A 19,548-nucleotide genomic window follows, 5' to 3' on the forward strand; every position below is an offset into this window, starting at 1 on the left:
GGCCTCGCGGTGTCCGGAGCGGGGCGGGCGGTGCGCCTGCTGGCGCTTCCGGGTGCCTCCCCGCGCCCCTGGGCGGATCCGGGCGGACGAATTCCGTACGCATGGTTGACCGATTGAAGTGGGCATGGCACTTTCGTGCGGCGCGGGCGTCCGCAACCGGTCGTACGCCCCGCATCCCCCACAAGGAGAGCCATGTTCAAGAGACTTGCCGCCGCGTCCGCCGCGGGCGCAGTCGTCGCAGGGGTTCTGACCTGCGTCACTGCCACCCCCGCGCAGGCGGTACAGGCCGGTGACCTGACGTCCACCATCGCACTGAGCAACTGCTCCGCCTCGCTCGTGCGTTACCCCTCCTCGGTGGACACCGACCGCGCCCTCATGCTCACCAACGGCCACTGCCTGCCGACCATGCCGACGGCGGGCCAGGTCATCCAGAACCAGAGCGCCAGCCGCAGCGGCACGCTCCTCAACGCGTCGGGCGGCTCGCTCGGCACCGTGCAGGCGGACAGGATCCTGTACGCGACGATGACCGGCACGGACGTCGCCCTGTACCAACTCACCGACACCTTCGGGTCGATCACCTCCAAGTTCGGCGCGACGGCGCTGACCGTCAGCGACACGCACCCGGTCGACGGCTCGGCGATGTTCATACCGTCCTCGTACTGGAAGCAGACCTGGAACTGCTCCATCAACGGGTTCGTCGGCACGCTGCGCGAGGACGAGTGGACCTGGCGCGACTCGATCCGCTACAGCTCCGGCTGCAACACCACGCACGGCACCTCCGGTTCGCCGATCGTCGACGCCGCGACCAAGAAGGTCGTCGGCATCAACAACACCGGCAACGACGACGGCCAGATGTGCACCATCAACAACCCCTGCGAGGTGGCGGCCGACGGCACCACCAAGGCCGTCAAGGGCCAGAGCTACGGGCAGGAGACCTACTGGTTCACCACCTGCCTCGGCACCGGGCGGGTCATCGACCTCAACGTCAGCGGGTGCCTGCTGACCAAGCCCGCGGGCAGCGGCACCGTCTCGGTGGCCAACCCGGGCAACCAGTCCACCGCGGTGGGCGGTTCGGCGAACCTGCAGATCCAGGCGAGTGGCGGATCCACCCCCTACACCTACACCGCCACCGGTCTGCCGGCCGGCCTGTCGGTCAACGCCTCCACCGGCGTGATCAGCGGGACCGCGACGACGGCGGGCACGTACAACGTGACCGTGACGGCGAAGGACTCGGCGAACAAGACCGGCAGCACCGCCTTCGGCTGGACCGTCAACGGCGGTGGCGGCACCTGCACCCCGGCGCAGCTGCTCGGCAACGCGGGCTTCGAGACCGGCACCGCCGCACCCTGGACCACCTCCAGCGGCGTCGTCGACAAGTCGGCCTCGCAGGCCCCGCACGGCGGCACCTGGAAGGCGTGGCTGAACGGCTACGGCTCCACCCGCACCGACACGCTCGCCCAGACGGTGACCGTCCCGGCCGGCTGCAGGGCCACGCTGAGCTTCTACCTGCACGTCGACACCGGTGAGTCCGGCTCGACCGCCTACGACAAGCTGACGGTCTCGGCGAACGGTACGGCGCTGAAGACGTACTCGAACGCCGACGCGGCCTCCGGCTACCAGCTGCGCACCTTCGACCTCTCGGCCTACGCGGGCCAGTCGGTGACGATCAAGTTCACCGGCACCGAGGACGCCTCGCTGCAGACCAGCTTCGTGATCGACGACACCGCGATCGCCACGAGCTGACGCACGGCCGGTAGGGGACCCGCGGCCGCCCGGCCCACTGCAGGGCGGCCGACGGGGTGCGGCGCGTGCGTGCCGCCAGGTCCGGCCCGGCTCCCCTGCGGAGCCGTGCCGGACCGGTGCGGGGTCCTGCGGTCATGCGCGCAGTGTGGCGAGTTCCGCGTCGGCGCGCTCGGTGACCAGGGCGAGGACGCGGCCCGCGGCGGCCAGGTCCTCGGCCGGTATCCCGCCCCAGATGCGGGCGGAGAGGGGGGCGGTGTCCGCGCCGGTGGCGGCGAGCAGCTCGCGCCCCGCCTCCGTGGGGAGAAGGTGTGCCCCGTCCGTGACGAGCAACTGCCGGGTCAGCAGCTCGTCGAGCGTGGCGCGGATGTCGGCCGGATCGGCCTTGAGGGCGTGCTGCACCTGGGCGACGAGGTCGTCCGGCGTCTGTGCGGTGTCGGCGGTGACGGCGGCGCGCAGGGCGATCTGCTGCGGGAACGTGACGCCGTGCCGGGCCAGGACGTGTTCCAGGACGCCGCGGGCGGCGTAGTGGGCGAGGCCGAGGGCGCGGGCGGTGGCCGGTGCGGCAGCGGGCGCGGTGGTGACGGGTGCGGTGGCGGTCATGGTGGTGTCCCCTGAGTGTTCTCGTCGTGCGGGAGGGCGGGGGTGAGAGGGGCGTCGAGCAGGGCCGTCAGCTCGGCGGTGAACGCGCCGGTCCGCTCGGCGTCGAGGCCGCCGAGTGGTTCCAGCAGTTGCCGGAGCAGTCCCTGGACCACCTCGACGGCCTGCCGTGTGACGGCCCGGCCCTCGTCGGTGAGGGCGAGTTGGACGGCGCGCGGGTCGCGCGGGTCGCGGGCGCGCTCGACGAGGCCGGCCGACTCCAGGGCGCGGGCCAGCTTCGAGACGTACAGCGCCTCCAGGCCGGTGTGGTCGGCCAGTCGGCGCTGGCTGGGCCGCTCGCCGGTGCGGTGCATGCCGTACAGCGACGCGACCAGGACGTACTGCGCGTGGGTGAGACCCAGGGGGGCCACCGCGCGATCGACCGCGACGCGCCACTTGTTGGCGAGCCGCCACACCAGGAAGCCGGGCGTGGGGCCCGGGGAAGCCTTGCTCATGGCGAATAGAGTACATAGCTACTATGTCCATGGCTACTGTTTTTCGGTGGATGTGACGGTGCCTCGGAGGTGGGTGGGCCGGCCCCGGTCCGGTCCGGTCCCGCCCCGGCCCCGGCGCGGCTCCCGGGGCGGCTCCCGGGGGGCCTAGAACGCCGAGTGGGCCAGCCAGTGGTCCAGGAGGGCGCGGTCGCCCGTCACCGTCACCCGGCCGTCCTGCGGCGTGATGCGGCGGGCGATCAGCAGCATGAGGTCCGCCGCCGACCCCGACGCCACCACGTCCGCCTCGACCGGCCCGCGTTCCCACCGCAGCCCCCCGGGCCTCCTGGTGACCACCCAGCCCTCCGCGGACCCCGGCCGGAACCCGATCTGCTCTCCCCGGCCGCGCAGTTCGGCGACCGCCGGCCTGACCGCCGCGAAGGCCGGCATGGTGGGCAGGTCGAGGTTCTCGCCGATCACGACGGCCGCGAGGTCGTCGGCGATCTCGAACGCGGTGGCGGTCGCGCACGCCGCGTCGTAGTGGTGGACGCAGGTGTCGGCCAGCATCCTGCGCAACCAGAAGGCGGCCGGAAGCGGACCGGCGAAGGTGTCCGACTCGCGTTCGGCGCCGACCCGCCGGACGGCCCGGATCAGCTCCTCGGCGCCCTGCTCCAGCCACTCGGCCCACTCGTCCGGGGGCCCCGGATCGGCGCGGTGCGGGTCGGGCGGCGGCAACTGCTGCCCGCTGCGGACCAGTTCGGCCGCCCAGCGGTGTTCCTGTCCGAGGTGCCCGACGAGGGTCCGCAGCGGCCACGCCGGACAGGTGGGTACCGGCGTGTCCGGGGCGCGTCCGGCGACGGCGCGGGCGACCCGTGCGGTCCGTTCCCGCAGGCCGTCCACGAGGCGTGCGGTGGCGGTGGCGGTGGTGGCGATGTCCGGCGGCGTCATCACGGAGCTCCTCTCGGGGGTGATGCGGGTACCGTAGGTTCTCCAGTCAGGTGGAGGTTCAAGTGCCTTTTCTCGACGAGACGTTCGGGATCGGGGAGCTGGCCCGGCTGACCGGTGTGCCGGTGCGGACCGTTCGCTTCTACTGCGACGAGGGCATCGTCGAGTCCGTGCGCAGCGCGGGTGGGCACCGCAGGTTCGACCCGGCCGCCGTGGAACGGCTCGGCCTGGTCAGGCGGTTGCGCGGGCTCGGTCTCGGGCTGCCGTCCGTCAGGCTCGTGCTCGCCGGGGAGCGCTCCGTGGCCGAGGTGGTCGCGGCCGAGCGCGCCGCGCTCGACGTGCAACTCGCGGGCTTGGCCTGGCGACGGGCCTCCCTGCGCGCGGTCGAGGAGGCCGGGCCGGCCGACCGGGCCGCCAGGTTGGAGCTGGTCGCCGCGGTGCAGGACGGGGGCGCCGCCCGTGACGCGCTGATCGACTTCTGGCGGCGCACGATGGTCTCGTCGGTGTCGTCGGCGTCCGGGGCGATGCTGGACGTGTTCGTGGCCCTGGCCGTGCCCGCGCCGCCCGTCGACCCGACGCCCGGGCAGGTGGTCGCGTTCGCCGAGCTGGTCGCGCTGGCGGGTGACCGGGCGCTGGCCCGCACGCTGCTGGCCATGGCGCGGTCCAACGCCGAACTGGTCTCCGACGAGGCCGCGTTGATGGCGGGGATCGGTGAGGCGTGCGCGCTGGCGCGGCCCCTGGTGCGGGCGGGGGAGGCTCCGGGTGCGGGCCCCGCACTGGACCGGTTCGTCGACGCGCACGCGTCGGTGCGCGGCGGCCGGGACACCCCGGGGTTCCGGGGGGAGCTGCTGGCCCACGTGGCCGCCGACCGCGATCCGCGGATGCGCCGCTACTGGCGGCTGGCGGCCGAGGCCGGCGGTGAACCGGTCACGCTCGGCGCGTCCCACCTGTGGCTGACCGACTCGCTGGCGCTCTCGGTGGGCGACGGCGGCCCCGACGGGCGGGGACGCGCGAGAGCGGCGGCGTTCCCGCCGGTCGGGGGAGCGGTGCCCGGCGGTCGGCGCGAGGAAAGTGCCGGGACAGGGTGACGGTACTGCGTCAGAATGGCCGGATGATCATCTCTCACGACGTGGACGGGCCCGAGGGCGCGCCGGCCGTGGTCCTGCTGCACTCGTCCGTCTGCGACCGCCGGATGTGGGACCCGCAGTGGAGGCCGCTGGTCGAGGCCGGGTACCGGGTGGTGCGAGCCGACTTCCGCAGCTGCGGCGAATCCCCGGTCGGGTCGGCGCCGTACTCGGACGTCGGCGACGTGCTCGACCTCCTGGACCACCTCGGCATCGGGCAGGCGTCCCTGGTCGGCTCCTCGTACGGCGGCCGGGTCGCGCTGGGCGTCGCCTGGCTCCGGTCGGAGCGGGTGTCCGCGCTGGCGCTGCTCTGCCCGGGCCGGCCCGGGCAGGTGGCGGGGCCGCAGATGCGGGCGTTCGGTGCCGCGGAGGACGAACTGCTGGAGGCCGGTGACCTGGACGGTGCGGCGGCGCTCAACGTCCGTACCTGGCTGGGGCCGGACGCCACGGAGGAGGTCCGCGAGCTGGTGGGGCGGATGCAGCGCGGCAACTTCGAGGCGGGCCTCACCGAGGGCGCGGTGGACTTCGAGCTCCCCGAACCGGAGGCCGTGCTGTCCGCGGTGACGGCCCGCGCCCTGGTGGTGTCGGGCGCGCACGATCTGCCGGACTTCCGCCGGATCGTGGCCGAGGTGGCCGCCGGGCTGCCGAACGCGCGTGCGCTGGATCTCCCGTGGGCCGGGCACCTGCCCTCGTTGGAGCGCCCGGCGGAGATCACCGCCCTGCTGCGGGAGTTCCTGGCAGACGCCGCCCCCGCGTAGGGCGCGGGCGGGTGGGGTGGGTGACCGCCTCGCCTGTCCGCCCGCGAGCCCTGCCCGCGCCCTGCCTGCCCGCTCGGACGGTGGCGTTCTCAGCGCTTGGTGCCGTCCACGATGACCGGGGTGCCGCCGCTGTTGCCGCAGGGGCTGGCGTAGACCGCGTTCTTCTCGGCGGCGGCCTTGAACGCCTCGATGCACTGGCTCATCAGGATCTTGTCGGTGAGGGAGTTGGCGATCGCCGCGTTGGCGGTGGCCTGGCTCTCCGAGTCGATCTTGCGCTTCTCGGCCTCGGCCTTGGCGGTGCGGACGGCGGCCTCGGCCTGCGCGGTGGTCTGGTCCTGGGCGATCTTCGCGTCGATCGCCTTCTGCAGGTCGTCGCTGGGCCGGACGTTGCGCAGGTTGACCCCGTTGACCAGGATGCCGCGCGGCGCGAGCCGGGCGGTGACCAGCTTGTCGATCTCGCCGGCGATCGCCTCGCGCTGCGAGCTGTAGCCCTCGACGCTGGTGTGCTTGGCGAACACGTTACGGACGATCTCGCGGCTGTCGGGGAGGACCAGACGCTGCTGGACGGCGTCCGAGTCGCCGGCCAGCTTGTAGAGGTCGACCGTGTGCTGAGGGTCGATCGACCACTTCACGGTGAGGTCGGCGAACAGTACGCCGCCCTCGGAGGAACGGACCTCGACGGTGTTGTCGCCCGTCAGATTGAGGTCGGACGGGCGGGTCGAGAACGCGGTCACGTCGGTCAGCGGGGACTTGACGTGCAGTCCGGGCTGCCACGTCCCGCCGATCTTTCCGAGCCTGGTCGGCACGGCCACCTCGTACGGCTCGACCACGTAGAGGACGGTGGTGAGGCCGAGCAGGGCGCCGAGGACGATCGCGCCGATGCCGCCGAGCGTGGCGGCGCGGCCTTCGAACACGCGGCGCCACCGGAGCACGAGCACGACGAAGCCGGGGATGAGGAGCAGCAGCGAAATGATCAGCACAGCCGCAGCGTAGTGATGGGTCGAATCCACGTGCGATCGGGTGGGCTGATGTTCACGCCGTGTAGGGCGGATGTTCCCCTGGGCCTGGATGGCCGGTGGCGTGGTCGGCCTGCCGCCTCTACGCCGCACAGGAAGTCGGCGGGTCCGACTTCCTGTGCGGAGCGGGGGGCAGGCCGGGTGGGTTCAGCCCTGGTGGGGGAGGGTGCGGGCGAGGAAGAGGTCGTGGTGGTGTTCGACGTCGATGCCCCCGCCGTGCGCGTCGAGCACGGCGGCGGTGTCGGCGAGGGCCCGGTCGCGGCGGTCGGCGGGCAGGGCGCGGTAGACGGAGATCGAGGTGAGGTGCCCGAGGTAGCGGTCGGTGTCGAAGCGGGTCCGCTCGCGGATGCGGAGCGAGCGGAGGTCGGTGAACCGGCCGTCCTGGCGGCACTCCTCGTCCGGCCACTGCCCGAGCAATCCGGGCCAGTGGCCCGGGACGTCGCCGAAGGAGGAGGCCAGTCCGGTGTGCGGGGTGAGGGTGAGGCCGTACCGGTGGTCGACCTCGCGGAGGGCGGCCTGGAGGCCGGGGTCCAGGAGGCCCTGGGGGTTCCAGAAGAGCGCGACGGCGCCACCGGGGGCGAGGGCGTCGTGGACCCGGTCCCATCGGGTGGCCGGGTCGGTCCAGTGCCAGGAGGTGGCCGCGAGGAGCAGCCCGAACCGGGTTTCGTCCGGCCGCCACTGCTCGAAGGCGCTCACCTCGACCCGGACGTGCGGGAAGGCGGCGGTGTTGCGGCGCAGCACCTCGGCCATCCGGGCATCGGGTTCGACGCAGACCATCGGGGTGCCGAGCGCGGCGAACGGAACGGTGGCCTTCCCGGTGCCGGCCCCGATCTCGACGGCCGGCAGATCACCGAGGGAGGCGTAGGCGAGTACCTCGGCTATGAGGGCGTCGGGGTAGCCGGGTCGCGCGGCGTCGTAGGTCTCGGCCACTTCACCGAACACCCGGCTGTTCGCCATGTCGAAGGGCTGGGAGGAGGTCATGGGCGCCTTCCGGTGAAGGGTAAGGCCCGGCGCCCCCAAGGGTTCGCCGGGCCGGTGGGCTGCGGTGGCGCGGTCAGAGGAGACCGAAGTCGAACTCCCCGTCGGAGACCGCCGCGATGAACGCGCTGTGAGCGGCGGCCGAGAGGACGAGTGCAGGGCCGGAAGGATTCTTCGAGTCACGAACGTAGGAGACGGATCCGCCGGAGGAAGCGAACTCGACACAGTTGGTTGACTCGTTGCTTCGTGAGGACTTGTGCCAAGTCAATTTGAGGGCATCCGAGTTCGGGATAGACGTCATGTGACCTTGTCTCTCTGTTCGGTGATGATGGCGAGCGAGTCGTCCAGGCCGAGGGCGTCGGCCCGGATGGCGTCGAACTTCGCCGCGTACTGCTCCACCTCGGAGGCGCCCTCGACCCAAAGGTTGCTCAATGTGCTCTCGACCAGAGCGACATCCAGGTCCTGCCGTTGTGGAAATCCGAGGATCGTGAAGGCTCCGCCCATACCGTGGTGCGCGGGAGCGCCGATCGGCATCACCTGAATGTTGATGTTCGGCTGGACCGCTCGATCGGTCAGGCGCCCGAGTTGCTCGGCCATGACCTTCGGGCCGCCGACTCCGGAACGGATCGCAGCCTCGTGGATGACCGCCCAGAGCGTGAGCGGTTCAGCCCGGGTGAGGGCGCCTTGGCGGGCTACGCGGACGTCGACCAGTGCCTCGACGTTGACGTCAGGGCGCATGTTGAGCTTCTTGATGATCTCGCGCGCGTAGGCGGGGGTCTGGAGTAGGCCCGGAATGAAGGCGCTCTCGTAGGTCCGGACGGATGCAGCGCTTGCCTCAAGCGAGATCAGGTCGCCGAGGACCTGGCCGATGTGTACGCCGTAGCTCTGCCACCACATGCCTCGGTGTGCGCCGTTCCTGGCGAGGTCGACCAGAGCCGAGATCAGGTCGTTGTCCTCGCACTTGTACAGGGCGAGGAGCTTCTTGACGTCGTCGACCTTGGTGGCGCCTCTGCCGTTCTCGATGCGGGAGAGCTTGGGTTGGCTCATGCCCGTCAGGGTCTCGGACACCTCGTCGTGCGAGAGGCCGGCTTCCTCGCGTCTACGGCGCAGTTCGGCGCCGAGCTGCCTCCGTCGAACCGTCGGGCCTGTTGCTGTGGCCATCCCCGCCCTCTCTGAGCCTCGCCGGACCAGTGTGCCCCGCTGTCGGTCACGTTCGCCACCGACAACTGCCACTGTAGGGGCCTTGGTTGGTGTTCGATTTGGATTTATCCAAAAATCTGAGACGAGTTGCCAAGATGGCCTCCGTGGCTCCATGCTCATTGTGACGAGCCGCACACGTTCGGCAACCGCCGATCGACGGTGTGTGCGCTGGCGTCATGAGTGCGCCATGGCCGGATCGGTTTGATTGATCATCAGGCGCTCGGTGGCATCCACTTCACCCCCCACGGAGGTCGCTTCGTGTTTCCCCTTGGACTCCCCCCTGACTGGTCGGCCGCGCGTGAGGAGTTGCGCGGGGCCCTGGCGCGCGCCGGGTGGCCCCTCGACACCGTCGCCGACGCGGAGTTGGCGCTCCACGAACTCTTCGTCAACGCGTGGAAGCACGGCGGCTCGCCGGCTCCGCTCGTCGTGGTCGTCCTCCTGGACGGCATGCTCCGCGTCTCCGTCAGCGACGGCAGCCCGGACCTCCCCGAGCAGCGGGCGTATGCCGACCCCTACGCGGTGTCCGGGCGCGGTCTTCACCTCGTCCGCTCCCTCACCCACCGGTTCGGCGCCGACCCCCGCAGGCAGGGCAAGTCGATCTGGTTCGAGCTGGACTCCGCCGCGTGAGCGCCCGCCCCGAGCCGCCGATCGCACCGGACGACCCCCGGATGCGGACCTACACCGAACCCGAGGTCACCGCTCTCCTCGCCGAACTCCACGAGCGCGGCCGACCGTTGGGCATCGTCTGGCCCTCGGCCACCACCGCCGGCATGGTCGACGGCCGCGTCCTCGTCCGCTTCGGCCACGCCTCGACCGCCACCGTCCTCAACCTCCTCGACGTGTTCACCGTCCTCAAGAGCCGTGACCACGACCACGCCGACGACAACGACGGGACGGCGGCCCCGTCGTGGGACTCCTGAGCCACCCCGGCGTCGCCCGCGCGTTCGTCGGTCTCGCCCTCCTGCTGCTCCTCGCCCTCGCCTTCGCCACCGTCGCCCTCGGAGTGATCGCCACTCGGCGGATGCCCCGCCGCCCGGACGACGAGCACGAGAGCGATCCCCGGTACCGCCCCGCTCGTGGCCTGCGCCCCTGACGGTGCCTTGCCGGGACGTGCCCTGGCAGACCCGCCAGGGCACGTCTCCTTGACCCCCTCCCGCGAGGGCCGCGCCTCGAATGCCACGCCGGTCACCGCCCGGGGGAGGGGCCCGCCTACTCGTCGACCGGCTCCTCCGGGACCTCGGCGACCAGGTACTCGGCGTCGCGCAGCAACTTCTCCGTCATCCGTACGCCCGTCAGGCGTTCGGCGAGCGCCAGGACCGCCGCCTTGCTGTCGAGGGCCGGGTCGCTGTCGCCGTCGGGATCGAGGCCGAGGTCGCGCAGCAGGTCGTTCAGGTCGTCGGGGGTGGTGCCGTCCCGGTGGGTGGGGTACTCGAAGCCGGTCCGCCGCTCACCGTTCTCGTACCAGTGGAAGAAGTGCATCGGCTTGCCCGAGTTGCTGTCGTGCGAGACGGCGCGTGTGCCGACGGAGAACGTCGCCAGGAGTTCGGGCCGTGCCCCCAGGTCGCTGCCGAGCTCCAGGACGACCGCCCAGTCGCGGCCGTCCGCGTCCCGAGCGGAGAACGCGCCGACGAGGGCGGACTCGGGATCGTCGCCGCACTCCTCCAGGAACTCGGCGTGTGCGTCGCCCAGTTCGCCGGACCCCCGGCAGGTGCCCCACGGCGATCCGCCCATCGCCCCGAGCACCTGCTCGGGCAGGACGTCACGCACCAGCAGCATGCTGTACCCGGTGTCCATCAGGTGGCCGAAGAACGAGGCAGGGGAGCGGATCCAGCCGTAGTCGGCGGCGGTGGGGGCAGAGGGAGAGGTCACCCGGTGCATCCTGCCAGCAACCGCGGGGCTGGGCGGGGGTCGTCCGATCTTCCGTTCGCCCGGGATTCCCGGCCCCGCGCGGGCGGCAGGCGCCGGATGCGGCCGTCCGCGGTGGACCCCGGACCCCGGACCGCGTCGGGACGGGCCGGGTCACCTCGGGATGCGCTGGTGCCACTCCCTGCTGAAGACGACGTCCCCGCCCTCCAACGCCCGCAGGTGCGTGTCGGCGATCAGGTGGGTGGGGTCGCAGCGCAGCTCGGTGCGGACGTGGACGGTGGCGTCCCAGCCGATGGCGGGGCGCTCCACCCGGACGGTGCGGTCGGCGCGGGCCCGGGCGCTGAGGGGGGTGGCGGTGAGGACGCGGTAGGCGGCGACGGTGTGCTCGTCGCGGACCAGGCCGTCGGGGTGGGTGCGGGTGCCGTCGGTGGCGGGGGAGAGCTCGGTGCGCCACTCGCGGCGGCCGATGTCGTGCACGGTGACGCGTTCGGGGCGGGCGGTGAGCGGCTCGGTGACGTGCAGCGGGGGCGGGAGCGGGAGGGTGGGGGAGATGAAGGTGATCGGGTCGGGGTCGGCGGCGGGGCGGCGGATCGGGAGACCGAGGCCGGAGTGGGACGGGTCCAGTTCGAAGCCCGCCGGGTCGGGGCCGGGCCAGAGCCAGGGCCAGTAGGTGGAGGAGAGGGCGAGCCGCAGCCGGTGGCCCGGCGGGACGGTGCGCCCGACGGCGGCGAGGCCGACGGTGACCTCGACGGCCGAGCCGACGGAGCCGTTGGAGGCAGCCGAGCCGGCCGAGCTGGCCGAGTCCGCCGTCCCCGGAGTGGTGAGGACCCCCCGGGTGAGCAGCGTGGAGGTGCCGTCGGGGGCGACGGCGCAGAGGCGGGCGGTGACCGTCGCGCCGGTCGGCGCGGTGCGCAGCCGCAGGGACAGGACCGGGGTGCCGAGGAGCTCGACCGGTTCGGGCAGTGGCCGCGAGTCGAAGCAGACGGAGCGGCCGTCCTCCTCGCGCTGGTCGGGCGGCTGCTCGGCGGGGCGGCCGGGCTGGACGTAGGCGCCGGCGTTGAGCCCGGTGTGCTGGGGGGAGCGGACGTGCACCCAGCGGTCGTCGGAGGCGGTGCCGGCGGTGCGCAGCGGGCCGTCCAGGCCGTAGTGGACGTCGCGCACCCCGGGGGAGGGCCAGGCGCCGTCGGCGGCCCAGCGGGTGGAGAGCCAGCTGCGCAGGGCGGGCACGGCGAGGACCCCGGTGTCGGTGTCCCGGAGCCAGTGGTCGTACCAGCGGAGCGCCTCGGGGAGGATCTCGTCGGGCAGGCCGTGGGACCAGGGGCCGAGGACGGTGCGGACGGGGACGGTACCGGCGGACGCGAGCAGGTCCAGCAGGCGGGAGGCGGACGGGTCGGACCAGCCGGCGACGGCGAGGGTGGGGGCGGCGGCCGCGACCGGGGCGTCGGGCGGGGCGGCCAGCCAGCCCGCGAGCGGCGGTTCGAGGGCCTCCAGCCGGGCCAGCCACATCGCCCGCCAGCCGTCGCCGACGTACTGCGGGTCCGGTGGGCGGGCCGCGTCGGCGAGGTGGGCCGTGGCGCGGGCGTGCCCGTCGGCGGCGAGGACGGCGCCGCCGAGGCGGTGCGGGCCCTCGGGGCAGGCCACGACCACGGCGTGGACGGCGTCGGGAGCGCGGGCGGCGAGGCGCAGCGCGACGTCGCCGGCGGCGCCGGTGCCGAGCAGGCCGACCCGTCCGCTGCACCACGGCTGCCTGGCGAGCGCACGGACCAGCTCCTCGCCGTCGGCGGCCCCGTCGTCCGGATCGGACGTCGCCAGGCCGCCGGAGTTGCCGTGGCCGCGGGCGTCGGCCCGGACGGCGGCGTAGCCGTGGCCGGCGAACCAGGGGTGGCGGCGGGCGTCCTCGGTGGCGGTCCAGTCGGTGAGGCGGCCGGTGGAGTACTCCAGCACGACGGGGACGGGTTCGTCGGTCACCGGGCGTCGGACGCGGGCGAAGAGCTCGGTGCCGTCGGGGAGGGGGACGCGCAGGTCCTCGCGGGTGGTGCGGTAGGGGTACGAGGGCATGGCCGCTCCCATCGAGTCCCGGTCGGCGGGCCGGACGGCGGGGCCGGGAGGCACGGGCAGGCCCGGCCGACCGTGCCCGCGCCGCGGCGTCGGTACTCCGACGGTAGGGGAGGAAGCGGGCGCGCGCCCGGTGAGCGGGTCCGGGCCCGGCCGCACCGCGTCCAGCCGTGCCCGGCGGCGGCGTCGGGTACGGAGGGAGCGGTCGGCGAGCGTCTCGTCCTTGCACATGACTTGCACCTGCTTCCCGCAGGGGGGAAAGATGGCCCAGCTTTCCGCCCCCCACACGACAGGACGTACCGATGACGGCCCCCCGTTGGCGCGACAGACTCACCCGTGAGGAGTGGATCCGACTGGCAGGCATGGGCGGGTTCATCCTCGCGCTGCACGTGATCGGGTGGTTCACCCTGCTCGCGGTCATCGCGCCCGAGCACTACGACGTCGGCGGCCAGGTGTTCGGTGCGGGGATGGGACTCACCGCGTACACCCTCGGTATGCGGCACGCCTTCGACGCGGACCACATCGCCGCCATCGACAACACCACCCGCAAGCTGATGGGCCAGGGCAAGCGGCCGCTCTCGGTCGGCTTCTGGTTCTCGCTGGGCCACTCGTCGATCGTCTTCGGGCTCTGTGCGCTGCTCGCCTTCGGCATCAAGTCGCTCGCCGGGCAGGTGGAGTCGGACGACTCCGGCCTGCACGAGGCGACCGGCCTGATCGGCGTGGCCGTCTCCGGGACTTTCCTGCTCCTGCTCGGCCTGATCAACCTGGGGGCCTTCAACGGCATCCTCAAGGTGTTCCGCAAGATGCGCGAGGGCGAGTTCGACGAGGCCGAACTGGAGGCCCAGCTGGAGAAGCGCGGGCTGATGAACCGCGTCCTCGGCCGGGTGACCAGGGCCGTCACCAAGCCGTGGCACATGTATCCGGTCGGCCTGCTGTTCGGTCTGGGCTTCGACACCGCCACCGAGGTCTCGCTGCTGGTGCTGGCGGGCGGCGCGGCGGCGTTCCAGCTGCCCTGGTACGCGCTGCTGGTACTGCCGGTCCTGTTCGCGGCGGGCATGAGCCTGCTGGACACCATCGACGGCTCGTTCATGAACTTCGCCTACGAGTGGGCGTTCTCCCGGCCGGTCCGGAAGATCTACTACAACCTGACGGTCACCGGGCTCTCGGTGCTGGTCGCCCTGGTCATCGGCTCGATCGAGCTGATCGGTCTGCTCGGCGAGAAGCTGGACGTCACCAGCGGGCCGGTCGCCTGGATCGCCGGGCTGGACCTCGACTTCGTCGGGTACGCCATCGTCGGACTCTTCGTGCTCACGTGGGTGGCGGCCGTCGCCTACTGGAAGTTCGGCAACGTCGAGGAGAAGTGGTCGGCGGGGCTCGTCGCGGCCGGGGACAAGGCCGCGGAGTAGGGCGCCGCGTGGGAAGGCGGCCGGCCCGGGGGTGCGCCCCCGGGCCGGCCTTCCTGTTGCCGGGCGGGGCGGGGCGGGGCGGGGCCGGGGGGCCGGGCCGGGCGGGGCCGGGCGGGGGTCGCCCGGGGAGGGCCCGGAACTCCTCGACGGTCCCGGGCCGCGCACGGGATTGGGCGGATTGGCGTGCATGTGCCAGTAATGAGCCGGTCAAGCCATGGGCATGAATCGGCCAGAATTGCGAAGGGGCGGCGGGTGAACGAAATGTGGACGGATGGTCAGGAACCGCGCAGTGCGCCCACGGGAAGCGTGCCGGACCCGGGGTCGAACCGCACGGGGCGTCGGCCCGGACGGGGCTCGTGCGGGGCTCGTGCCGCAGGAGGGGCGGGGCCGGCGGCAGGGCCGCGCACGGCGTCCGGCGCAGACCGTCCGCGGGGGCGTCGGCGGCTCGACGGACCGTCCTGTCACCCTGCCGTCGCACCGGCTCCACGGTCCGCGCGGCCCGGCCCGGCCGCGCCGGGGGCAGGGCCCTACAACCGGGCGGCCACCGCGAAGCGGCGGGCGGGGCCGCCCGCCAGCGCCCGGTCGAGCAGGGTCTGAGCCCGGAGCTCGGCCACCGGGTGGTCGGGGGCGCGGACGAACAGGACCAGGCCGACGCCCCCCGGTACCGCGCGGGCGCGCACGTGCTCCAGGCCGTCGCCCGGGCCGGCGTTCGCCCACAGGGCAGCCCTGACGTCCGCCGGTCCGGCCTCGCCCGGTGGCGCGGCGGAGACGTCCAGGAGGGTCAGGTGGACGGGGATCACCGGCCGGTCAGTCCCAGCCGATGCCCGGGGTGCCGGCGGGCGTGACGTCCCAGCCGATGGGCCCGGAGGACGACGGTCCGTCCCAGCCGATGCCGGGCCCGCCGGGGGCGGTCGCGGTGACGGCGACGGGCTGGGCGGACGGGGCCGCGAAGGCGGGGGCGGCGGTGGCGAGGGTGAGCGCGAGGGCGGCGACGGCGAGCAGCCGGACGGTCTTCGGCACGACGATTCCTGTTCTGTGCACGGTCGTTCGGGAGTGTGGTGCAGGGCGTGTGGGCTCGGGTCCTGGCCGCTCGGGGCGTGGTTGCTCGGGGCTTCGTTGCTCGGGGCGGTGTCGCTCGGGGGTGACGGCGGTGCAGGGTGAATCCTCCCGGGTGCGGGGCCGGTGGCGGGAGGGGGAGCGGCGGGCAACAACCGGACAGGCAGCTTGCTGCAACGCCGGTCGGTCGACCGGTGTGCCGGCTGTAGGGGAAGGGGCCGGGGCGGGGGTCCGGGCGGGGTCCGGGCGGCGGTCGGGGTGGGGGCTGCGGCCCGGCGCGACGGTCGACCGATCGGAAAGCGGACCGGACGGTCCCGTTTTGCTCGCCTGACCGGATCGTGCCTTGTGGGTGCGGGGTACCGGCGGAAGGATCTGGATCCGGCGGACCGTCCGGATGTCCATTTGCGCTGATGTGATGATTCAGGGGTCGTTGACGTGTTGGAACTGCTGGGCCTGGACAGCACCGCAGAGGCCGTGTACCGCGAGATGCTGGCGGACCCGGAGGGCGGGGTGGTCGAACTCTGCGTGCGGGTCCGGCTCCCGGAACCCGCCGTCCGCGCCGCCCTCGACCGGCTCGCCGACCTCACCCTGCTGCGTGCCTCCCGCGAGCGCCCGGGCACGCTCTGGCCGGTCAGCCCGGAGCGCGGGCTGGAGCTCCTGCTCCGCCGCCAGGAGGAGGAACTCGCCCGCCGCCAGCAGGAGCTGGCCGTGTCCAAGGCCGCCGTCGCGCGGGCCGTCGCCGAGTACGCGACGCTCCGCTCGGCCACCCTGGTGGACGGCGGGGAGCGGCTGGTCGGCCTCGACGCGATCCAGGCCAAGCTGGAGGTGCTGACCGCCCGGCTCACCGGTGAGTGCCTGGCCGTGATGCCCGGCGGCGCGCAGTCCCCCGCGAGTCTGGCCGCGTCCCGTCCGCTCGACGAGGACGCCCTGCGGCGCGGGGTCGTCCTGCGCACCGTCTACCAGGACAGTGTCCGCAACGACCCGGAGACCTTCGCCTACGCCCGGTGGATGACCGCCCTGGGCGGCCGGGTACGCACCGCGCCGGTGCTGCCGCCCCGGATGCTGGTCTTCGACGGGACCACCGCCGTGGTGCCGATCGACCCGGAGAACACCCGGGCCGGCGCCCTGTGCACCGAGGAGCCGGGCATCGTCGCCTCGCTGGTCGCGCTCTTCGAGCAGACCTGGGAGACGGCCCTCCCGCTCGGCGACGACCGCCCCGACGACGTGGGCACCGGCCTGAGCGCCGGTGAGCGCGAGCTGTTGCGGCTGCTCTCCACCGGGCTCACCGACGACGCGGCGGCCAAGCGGCTGGGCGTCTCGGTGCGGACGGTCCGCCGGCAGATGGCCGCGCTGATGGACCGGCTGGCGGCGGCGAGCCGGTTCGAGGCGGGGCTGAAGGCGGCTCAGCGGGGCTGGCTGTAGCCGGCCGGGCCCGCCGGCCGGTCAGCCCGGCGGGGCCGCGTGTAGCGGGGGTCACAGCTTCGGGGTGGCAATTCCTCGGCGTACCGGAGAAGTTAACCTCCGGGGTCTTGTCGGGTCATTTTCTACGCGCGTATCTTTGGGCGCTGCGGGGGGCGCCCACCGACTTCCGCACGAATTTCTACGCGGGTAGCGGGAGCGCGCGGTGTGCGCCCGACTGACCCACCCTCACGGTCCGGCCGGTCCCACGCCGCCCGGCCACCTACCACCCCCGACTGCCGTGCCGCGCCGCCGCGCGCCCGGCAGAGCTAGGAGTCCCGTCCCGGTGACCACGCCCACCGCTCCCCGCTCGCGCCGCGCGCTGCTCCGCGCCACGCTCCTCCCGGCCGGCCTGGCCGCCTCGCTGGTGCTCGTCCCGCTGCCGTCCGCCGTGGCCGCGCCCTCGACCGACGCGGTGATCGCCGAGGTGTACGGCGGCGGCGGCAACTCGGGTGCCACGCTGAAGAACGACTTCGTCGAGCTGGCCAACAAGGGCGGCGCCGCCTTCGGCCTGGACGGCTGGAGCGTCCAGTACATATCCGGCACGCCCGGCGCCAACTCCCAGTGGGGCGTCACCCCGCTGACCGGTGCGATCGCCCCCGGCGGGCGCTACCTGGTGGCCGAGGCGGCCGGCGCGGCGGGCACCGTCGACCTGCCCACCCCGGACGCGGCCGGCTCGCTCGCGCTCTCCGGCACCAGCGGCACCGTCGCGCTCGTCCGCGGCACCGACCCGCTGACCTGCAAGACCGCCGCCGACTGCGCCGCCGACCCGCGGGTGCGCGACCTGGTCGGCTTCGGTACCGCCGTGGTCCACGAGGGTTCGGCCTCGGTGGCCGGCGCCTCCAACAGCGCCTCGGTGGCCCGCCGGACCGGCCTCGCCGACACCGACGACAACGCGGCCGACCTCGCGGCCGGCGCCCCGACGCCGACCAACACCAAGGGCGAGGTGGCCGAGGGCAGCACCCCGACCGGTCCGACCGAGCCGGGCACCGTCCGGATCCACGACATCCAGGGCACCACCCGCCTGTCGGACCGCACCGGCAAGACCGTCGCCGGCGTGCCCGGCATCGTCACCGGCGTGCGCGCGTACGGCTCCAAGGGCTTCTGGATCCAGGACCCGACCGCGGACGCCGACCCGGCCACCAGCGAGGCCGTCTTCGTCTACACCGGCTCCGCGAACCCGACCGTCAAGGTCGGCGACTCGGTGCTGGTCACCGGCAAGGTGACGGAGTACTACCCGAACTTCAACGGCGGGTCGCAGTCGCTCACCCAGCTGACGAACCCGGCCGTCACCGTGCTCTCCTCAGGCAACGCGCTGCCCGCGCCGGTCGTGGTGGACACCCGCAACATCCCCGGCACCTACAGCCCGCAGGCCGGCGCCGACGGCACCGTCAACGGGGTCGCCCTGAACCCCGAGAAGTACACCCTCGACTTCTACGAGTCGCTGGAGGGCATGCTCGTCCAGGTCAAGGACGTCCGGGTGATCCAGGCGACCGACAAGTACAACGAGCTCTGGGTCGCGGCGGACAAGCAGGACCAGCGCAGCAAGCGCGGCGGCGTCCTCTACGAGTCCTACGACGAGCCGAACGTCGGCCGCCTGATGGTGCAGCAGCAGGCGCCGGTCGCCCAGCAGCCGTTCCCGGTCGCCAACGTCGGCGACGTGCTGACCGGCGAGACCACCGGCCCGCTGGACTACAACTCGTTCGGCGGCTACACCCTCGTCGCCGGCACCCTCGGCGCGCTCCAGGACAACCACCTCCAGCGCGAGGTGACCACCCCGGCCGCCGACCGCGAGCTCTCCATCGCCACCTACAACGTGGAGAACCTGGCCGCCACCAACCCCGACGCCAAGTTCGCCGAGCTGGCCCAGGCCGTGGTCACCAACCTGCGCTCGCCCGACATCCTCGCCCTGGAGGAGATCCAGGACAACAACGGCGCCAAGAACGACGGCACGGTCGACGCGAGCGCGACCGTCGCCAGGTTCGTCGCCGCGGTCAAGGCGGCCGGCGGCCCGGCGTACGACTGGCGCTCGGTCGACCCGGAGGACGGCAAGGACGGCGGCGAGCCCGGCGGCAACATCCGCCAGGTCTTCCTCTTCAACCCGCTGCGGGTCTCCTTCACCGACATCCCCGGCGGCACCGCCACCACCGCCGTCGACGTCGCGGGCACCGGCACCGGCGCCGCGCTGACCGCCTCGCCCGGCCGGATCGCCCCGGCCGACGAGGCCTGGGCGAGCAGCCGCAAGCCGCTGGCGGGGCAGTTCTCCTTCCGCGGCAAGAAGGTCTTCGTCATCGCCAACCACTTCAACAGCAAGGGCGGCGACCAGGGCATCGACAGCCGCTTCCAGGCCCCGACCCGCTCCTCCGAGGTGCAGCGGATCAAGCAGGCCACCGTCGAGCAGACCTTCGTCGCCAAGCTGCTGGCCGCCGACAAGGAGGCCAAGGTGGTCTCGCTCGGTGACTTCAACGACTACCAGTTCTCGCCCGCGCTGGCCGCCCTCACCAAGGACGGCGTGCTGCGCTCGCTGGTGAACGAGCTGCCGGAGAAGGAGCAGTACTCGTACGTCTACCAGGGCAACTCGCAGGTGCTGGACCACATCCTGGTCAGCCCCGAGGTCGGCTACGCGAAGTACGACATCGTGCACATCAACGCCGAGTTCGCGCAGCAGGCGAGCGACCACGACCCGCAGGTGGTCCGCATCAAGCCGTGACCGGCCGGCGGGGTTCACCGCGGTCCGCCGCGGGTGCGCCGCGGGTCCGCTCCGCAGTGCTCCGCAGGACGGCCGAGGGGGGGGGGGGCGGGGTTCCCCGCCCCGCCCCCGCCGGGGTTTCCGCCCCCGGGGGGGGGGGGAGAGGGCGCACCCCCCGCCGAACAGT

20 protein-coding genes are annotated in these 19,548 nt (G+C 73.3%); 9 read left to right on the forward strand and 11 right to left on the reverse strand.

The features are described 5' to 3' along the window. The first annotated feature begins 192 nt into the window (after positions 1-192). Positions 193-1,743: a putative Ig domain-containing protein gene (locus ACFWIC_RS03470; RefSeq protein ID WP_380515433.1), complete on the forward strand. Its 1,551-nt coding sequence runs from the start codon at positions 193-195 to the stop codon at positions 1,741-1,743. A 132-nt stretch (positions 1,744-1,875) separates the two neighbouring features. Here ACFWIC_RS03470 and ACFWIC_RS03475 read toward each other — a convergent pair whose 3' ends face one another. The 3 genes from ACFWIC_RS03475 to ACFWIC_RS03485 form a co-directional block, all read right to left on the reverse strand. Then, complete coding sequence (locus ACFWIC_RS03475; RefSeq protein ID WP_380359927.1) at positions 1,876-2,343, reverse strand: MarR family transcriptional regulator; 468 nt, start codon at positions 2,341-2,343, stop codon at positions 1,876-1,878. After that, complete coding sequence (locus tag ACFWIC_RS03480) at positions 2,340-2,834, reverse strand: MarR family transcriptional regulator (RefSeq protein WP_329879167.1); 495 nt, start codon at positions 2,832-2,834, stop codon at positions 2,340-2,342. Before ACFWIC_RS03480 ends, ACFWIC_RS03475 begins: the two co-directional genes overlap by 4 nt. 144 nt (positions 2,835-2,978) lie before the next feature. Next, the gene (locus ACFWIC_RS03485; RefSeq protein ID WP_380515437.1) at positions 2,979-3,758 is read right to left on the reverse strand and encodes a maleylpyruvate isomerase family mycothiol-dependent enzyme; all 780 of its coding nucleotides are present in this window, start codon (positions 3,756-3,758) and stop codon (positions 2,979-2,981) included. Positions 3,759-3,820: 62 nt separating this feature from the next. Here ACFWIC_RS03485 and ACFWIC_RS03490 point away from each other — a divergent pair, with 62 nt between their 5' ends. After that, positions 3,821-4,843 carry a MerR family transcriptional regulator gene (locus ACFWIC_RS03490; protein ID WP_380515440.1) on the forward strand — a complete coding sequence of 341 codons (1,023 nt, stop codon included), beginning with the start codon at positions 3,821-3,823 and terminating at the stop codon, positions 4,841-4,843. A 23-nt stretch (positions 4,844-4,866) separates the two neighbouring features. Continuing rightward, entirely contained in the window at positions 4,867-5,637 is a 771-nt protein-coding gene (locus ACFWIC_RS03495) for an alpha/beta fold hydrolase (protein WP_380515443.1), read from the forward strand. A gap of 89 nt (positions 5,638-5,726) precedes the next feature. Here the strand turns inward: ACFWIC_RS03495 and ACFWIC_RS03500 are convergent, their stop codons facing one another. From ACFWIC_RS03500 to ACFWIC_RS03515, 4 genes are all read right to left on the reverse strand, one after another. Further along, positions 5,727-6,617 (reverse strand): prohibitin family protein, encoded by an 891-nt coding sequence (locus tag ACFWIC_RS03500; RefSeq protein WP_380515446.1) that lies wholly within the window; start codon positions 6,615-6,617, stop codon positions 5,727-5,729. 183 nt (positions 6,618-6,800) lie between these two features. Then, complete coding sequence (locus ACFWIC_RS03505; protein ID WP_380515448.1) at positions 6,801-7,634, reverse strand: class I SAM-dependent methyltransferase; 834 nt, start codon at positions 7,632-7,634, stop codon at positions 6,801-6,803. Between the two features lie 73 nt (positions 7,635-7,707). Then, positions 7,708-7,932 (reverse strand): DUF397 domain-containing protein, encoded by a 225-nt coding sequence (locus tag ACFWIC_RS03510; RefSeq protein ID WP_329879162.1) that lies wholly within the window; start codon positions 7,930-7,932, stop codon positions 7,708-7,710. After that, positions 7,929-8,951 (reverse strand): helix-turn-helix domain-containing protein, encoded by a 1,023-nt coding sequence (locus ACFWIC_RS03515; protein ID WP_380515451.1) that lies wholly within the window; start codon positions 8,949-8,951, stop codon positions 7,929-7,931. The genes ACFWIC_RS03510 and ACFWIC_RS03515 overlap by 4 nt, the downstream gene beginning before the upstream one ends. Before the next feature lie 138 nt (positions 8,952-9,089). On the opposite strand from ACFWIC_RS03515, the gene ACFWIC_RS03520 reads away from it, so the two are divergent. From ACFWIC_RS03520 to ACFWIC_RS03530, 3 genes are read left to right on the forward strand one after another with little or no spacing between them, the layout of a single operon-like run. Continuing rightward, the gene (locus ACFWIC_RS03520) at positions 9,090-9,458 is read left to right on the forward strand and encodes an ATP-binding protein (RefSeq protein ID WP_329947602.1); all 369 of its coding nucleotides are present in this window, start codon (positions 9,090-9,092) and stop codon (positions 9,456-9,458) included. Continuing rightward, positions 9,455-9,751 (forward strand): hypothetical protein, encoded by a 297-nt coding sequence (locus tag ACFWIC_RS03525; RefSeq protein WP_329947601.1) that lies wholly within the window; start codon positions 9,455-9,457, stop codon positions 9,749-9,751. The genes ACFWIC_RS03520 and ACFWIC_RS03525 overlap by 4 nt, the downstream gene beginning before the upstream one ends. After that, the gene (locus ACFWIC_RS03530; protein WP_380515455.1) at positions 9,739-9,924 is read left to right on the forward strand and encodes a hypothetical protein; all 186 of its coding nucleotides are present in this window, start codon (positions 9,739-9,741) and stop codon (positions 9,922-9,924) included. Before ACFWIC_RS03525 ends, ACFWIC_RS03530 begins: the two co-directional genes overlap by 13 nt. A 116-nt stretch (positions 9,925-10,040) precedes the next feature. On the opposite strand, the gene ACFWIC_RS03535 is transcribed toward ACFWIC_RS03530, so the two are convergent. After that, positions 10,041-10,700, reverse strand: coding sequence for a DUF6461 domain-containing protein (locus ACFWIC_RS03535; RefSeq protein ID WP_380515458.1), 660 nt, complete (start codon positions 10,698-10,700; stop codon positions 10,041-10,043). Between the two features lie 150 nt (positions 10,701-10,850). Beyond that, positions 10,851-12,755 (reverse strand): CocE/NonD family hydrolase, encoded by a 1,905-nt coding sequence (locus ACFWIC_RS03540; protein WP_380515461.1) that lies wholly within the window; start codon positions 12,753-12,755, stop codon positions 10,851-10,853. Positions 12,756-13,054: 299 nt separating this feature from the next. Here ACFWIC_RS03540 and ACFWIC_RS03545 point away from each other — a divergent pair, with 299 nt between their 5' ends. Then, the gene (locus ACFWIC_RS03545) at positions 13,055-14,158 is read left to right on the forward strand and encodes a HoxN/HupN/NixA family nickel/cobalt transporter (protein WP_329879101.1); all 1,104 of its coding nucleotides are present in this window, start codon (positions 13,055-13,057) and stop codon (positions 14,156-14,158) included. A 527-nt stretch (positions 14,159-14,685) separates the two neighbouring features. Here ACFWIC_RS03545 and ACFWIC_RS03550 read toward each other — a convergent pair. Continuing rightward, positions 14,686-14,958 carry a hypothetical protein gene (locus ACFWIC_RS03550; RefSeq protein ID WP_329947597.1) on the reverse strand — a complete coding sequence of 91 codons (273 nt, stop codon included), beginning with the start codon at positions 14,956-14,958 and terminating at the stop codon, positions 14,686-14,688. A 7-nt stretch (positions 14,959-14,965) separates the two neighbouring features. Continuing rightward, a complete protein-coding gene (locus ACFWIC_RS03555; protein WP_329879099.1) occupies positions 14,966-15,178 on the reverse strand; it encodes a hypothetical protein in 213 nt (70 codons plus the stop codon). A 471-nt stretch (positions 15,179-15,649) separates the two neighbouring features. Here ACFWIC_RS03555 and ACFWIC_RS03560 point away from each other — a divergent pair, with 471 nt between their 5' ends. Then, a complete protein-coding gene (locus ACFWIC_RS03560) occupies positions 15,650-16,636 on the forward strand; it encodes a LuxR C-terminal-related transcriptional regulator (protein ID WP_329879098.1) in 987 nt (328 codons plus the stop codon). Between the two features lie 322 nt (positions 16,637-16,958). Continuing rightward, positions 16,959-19,382 carry an endonuclease/exonuclease/phosphatase family protein gene (locus ACFWIC_RS03565; protein ID WP_380515466.1) on the forward strand — a complete coding sequence of 808 codons (2,424 nt, stop codon included), beginning with the start codon at positions 16,959-16,961 and terminating at the stop codon, positions 19,380-19,382. The last annotated feature ends 166 nt before the right edge of the window (positions 19,383-19,548 follow it).

The sequence above is a fragment of the Kitasatospora sp. NPDC127035 genome (genome assembly GCF_042726075.1).
Taxonomy (GTDB): Bacteria; Actinomycetota; Actinomycetes; order Streptomycetales; family Streptomycetaceae; genus Kitasatospora.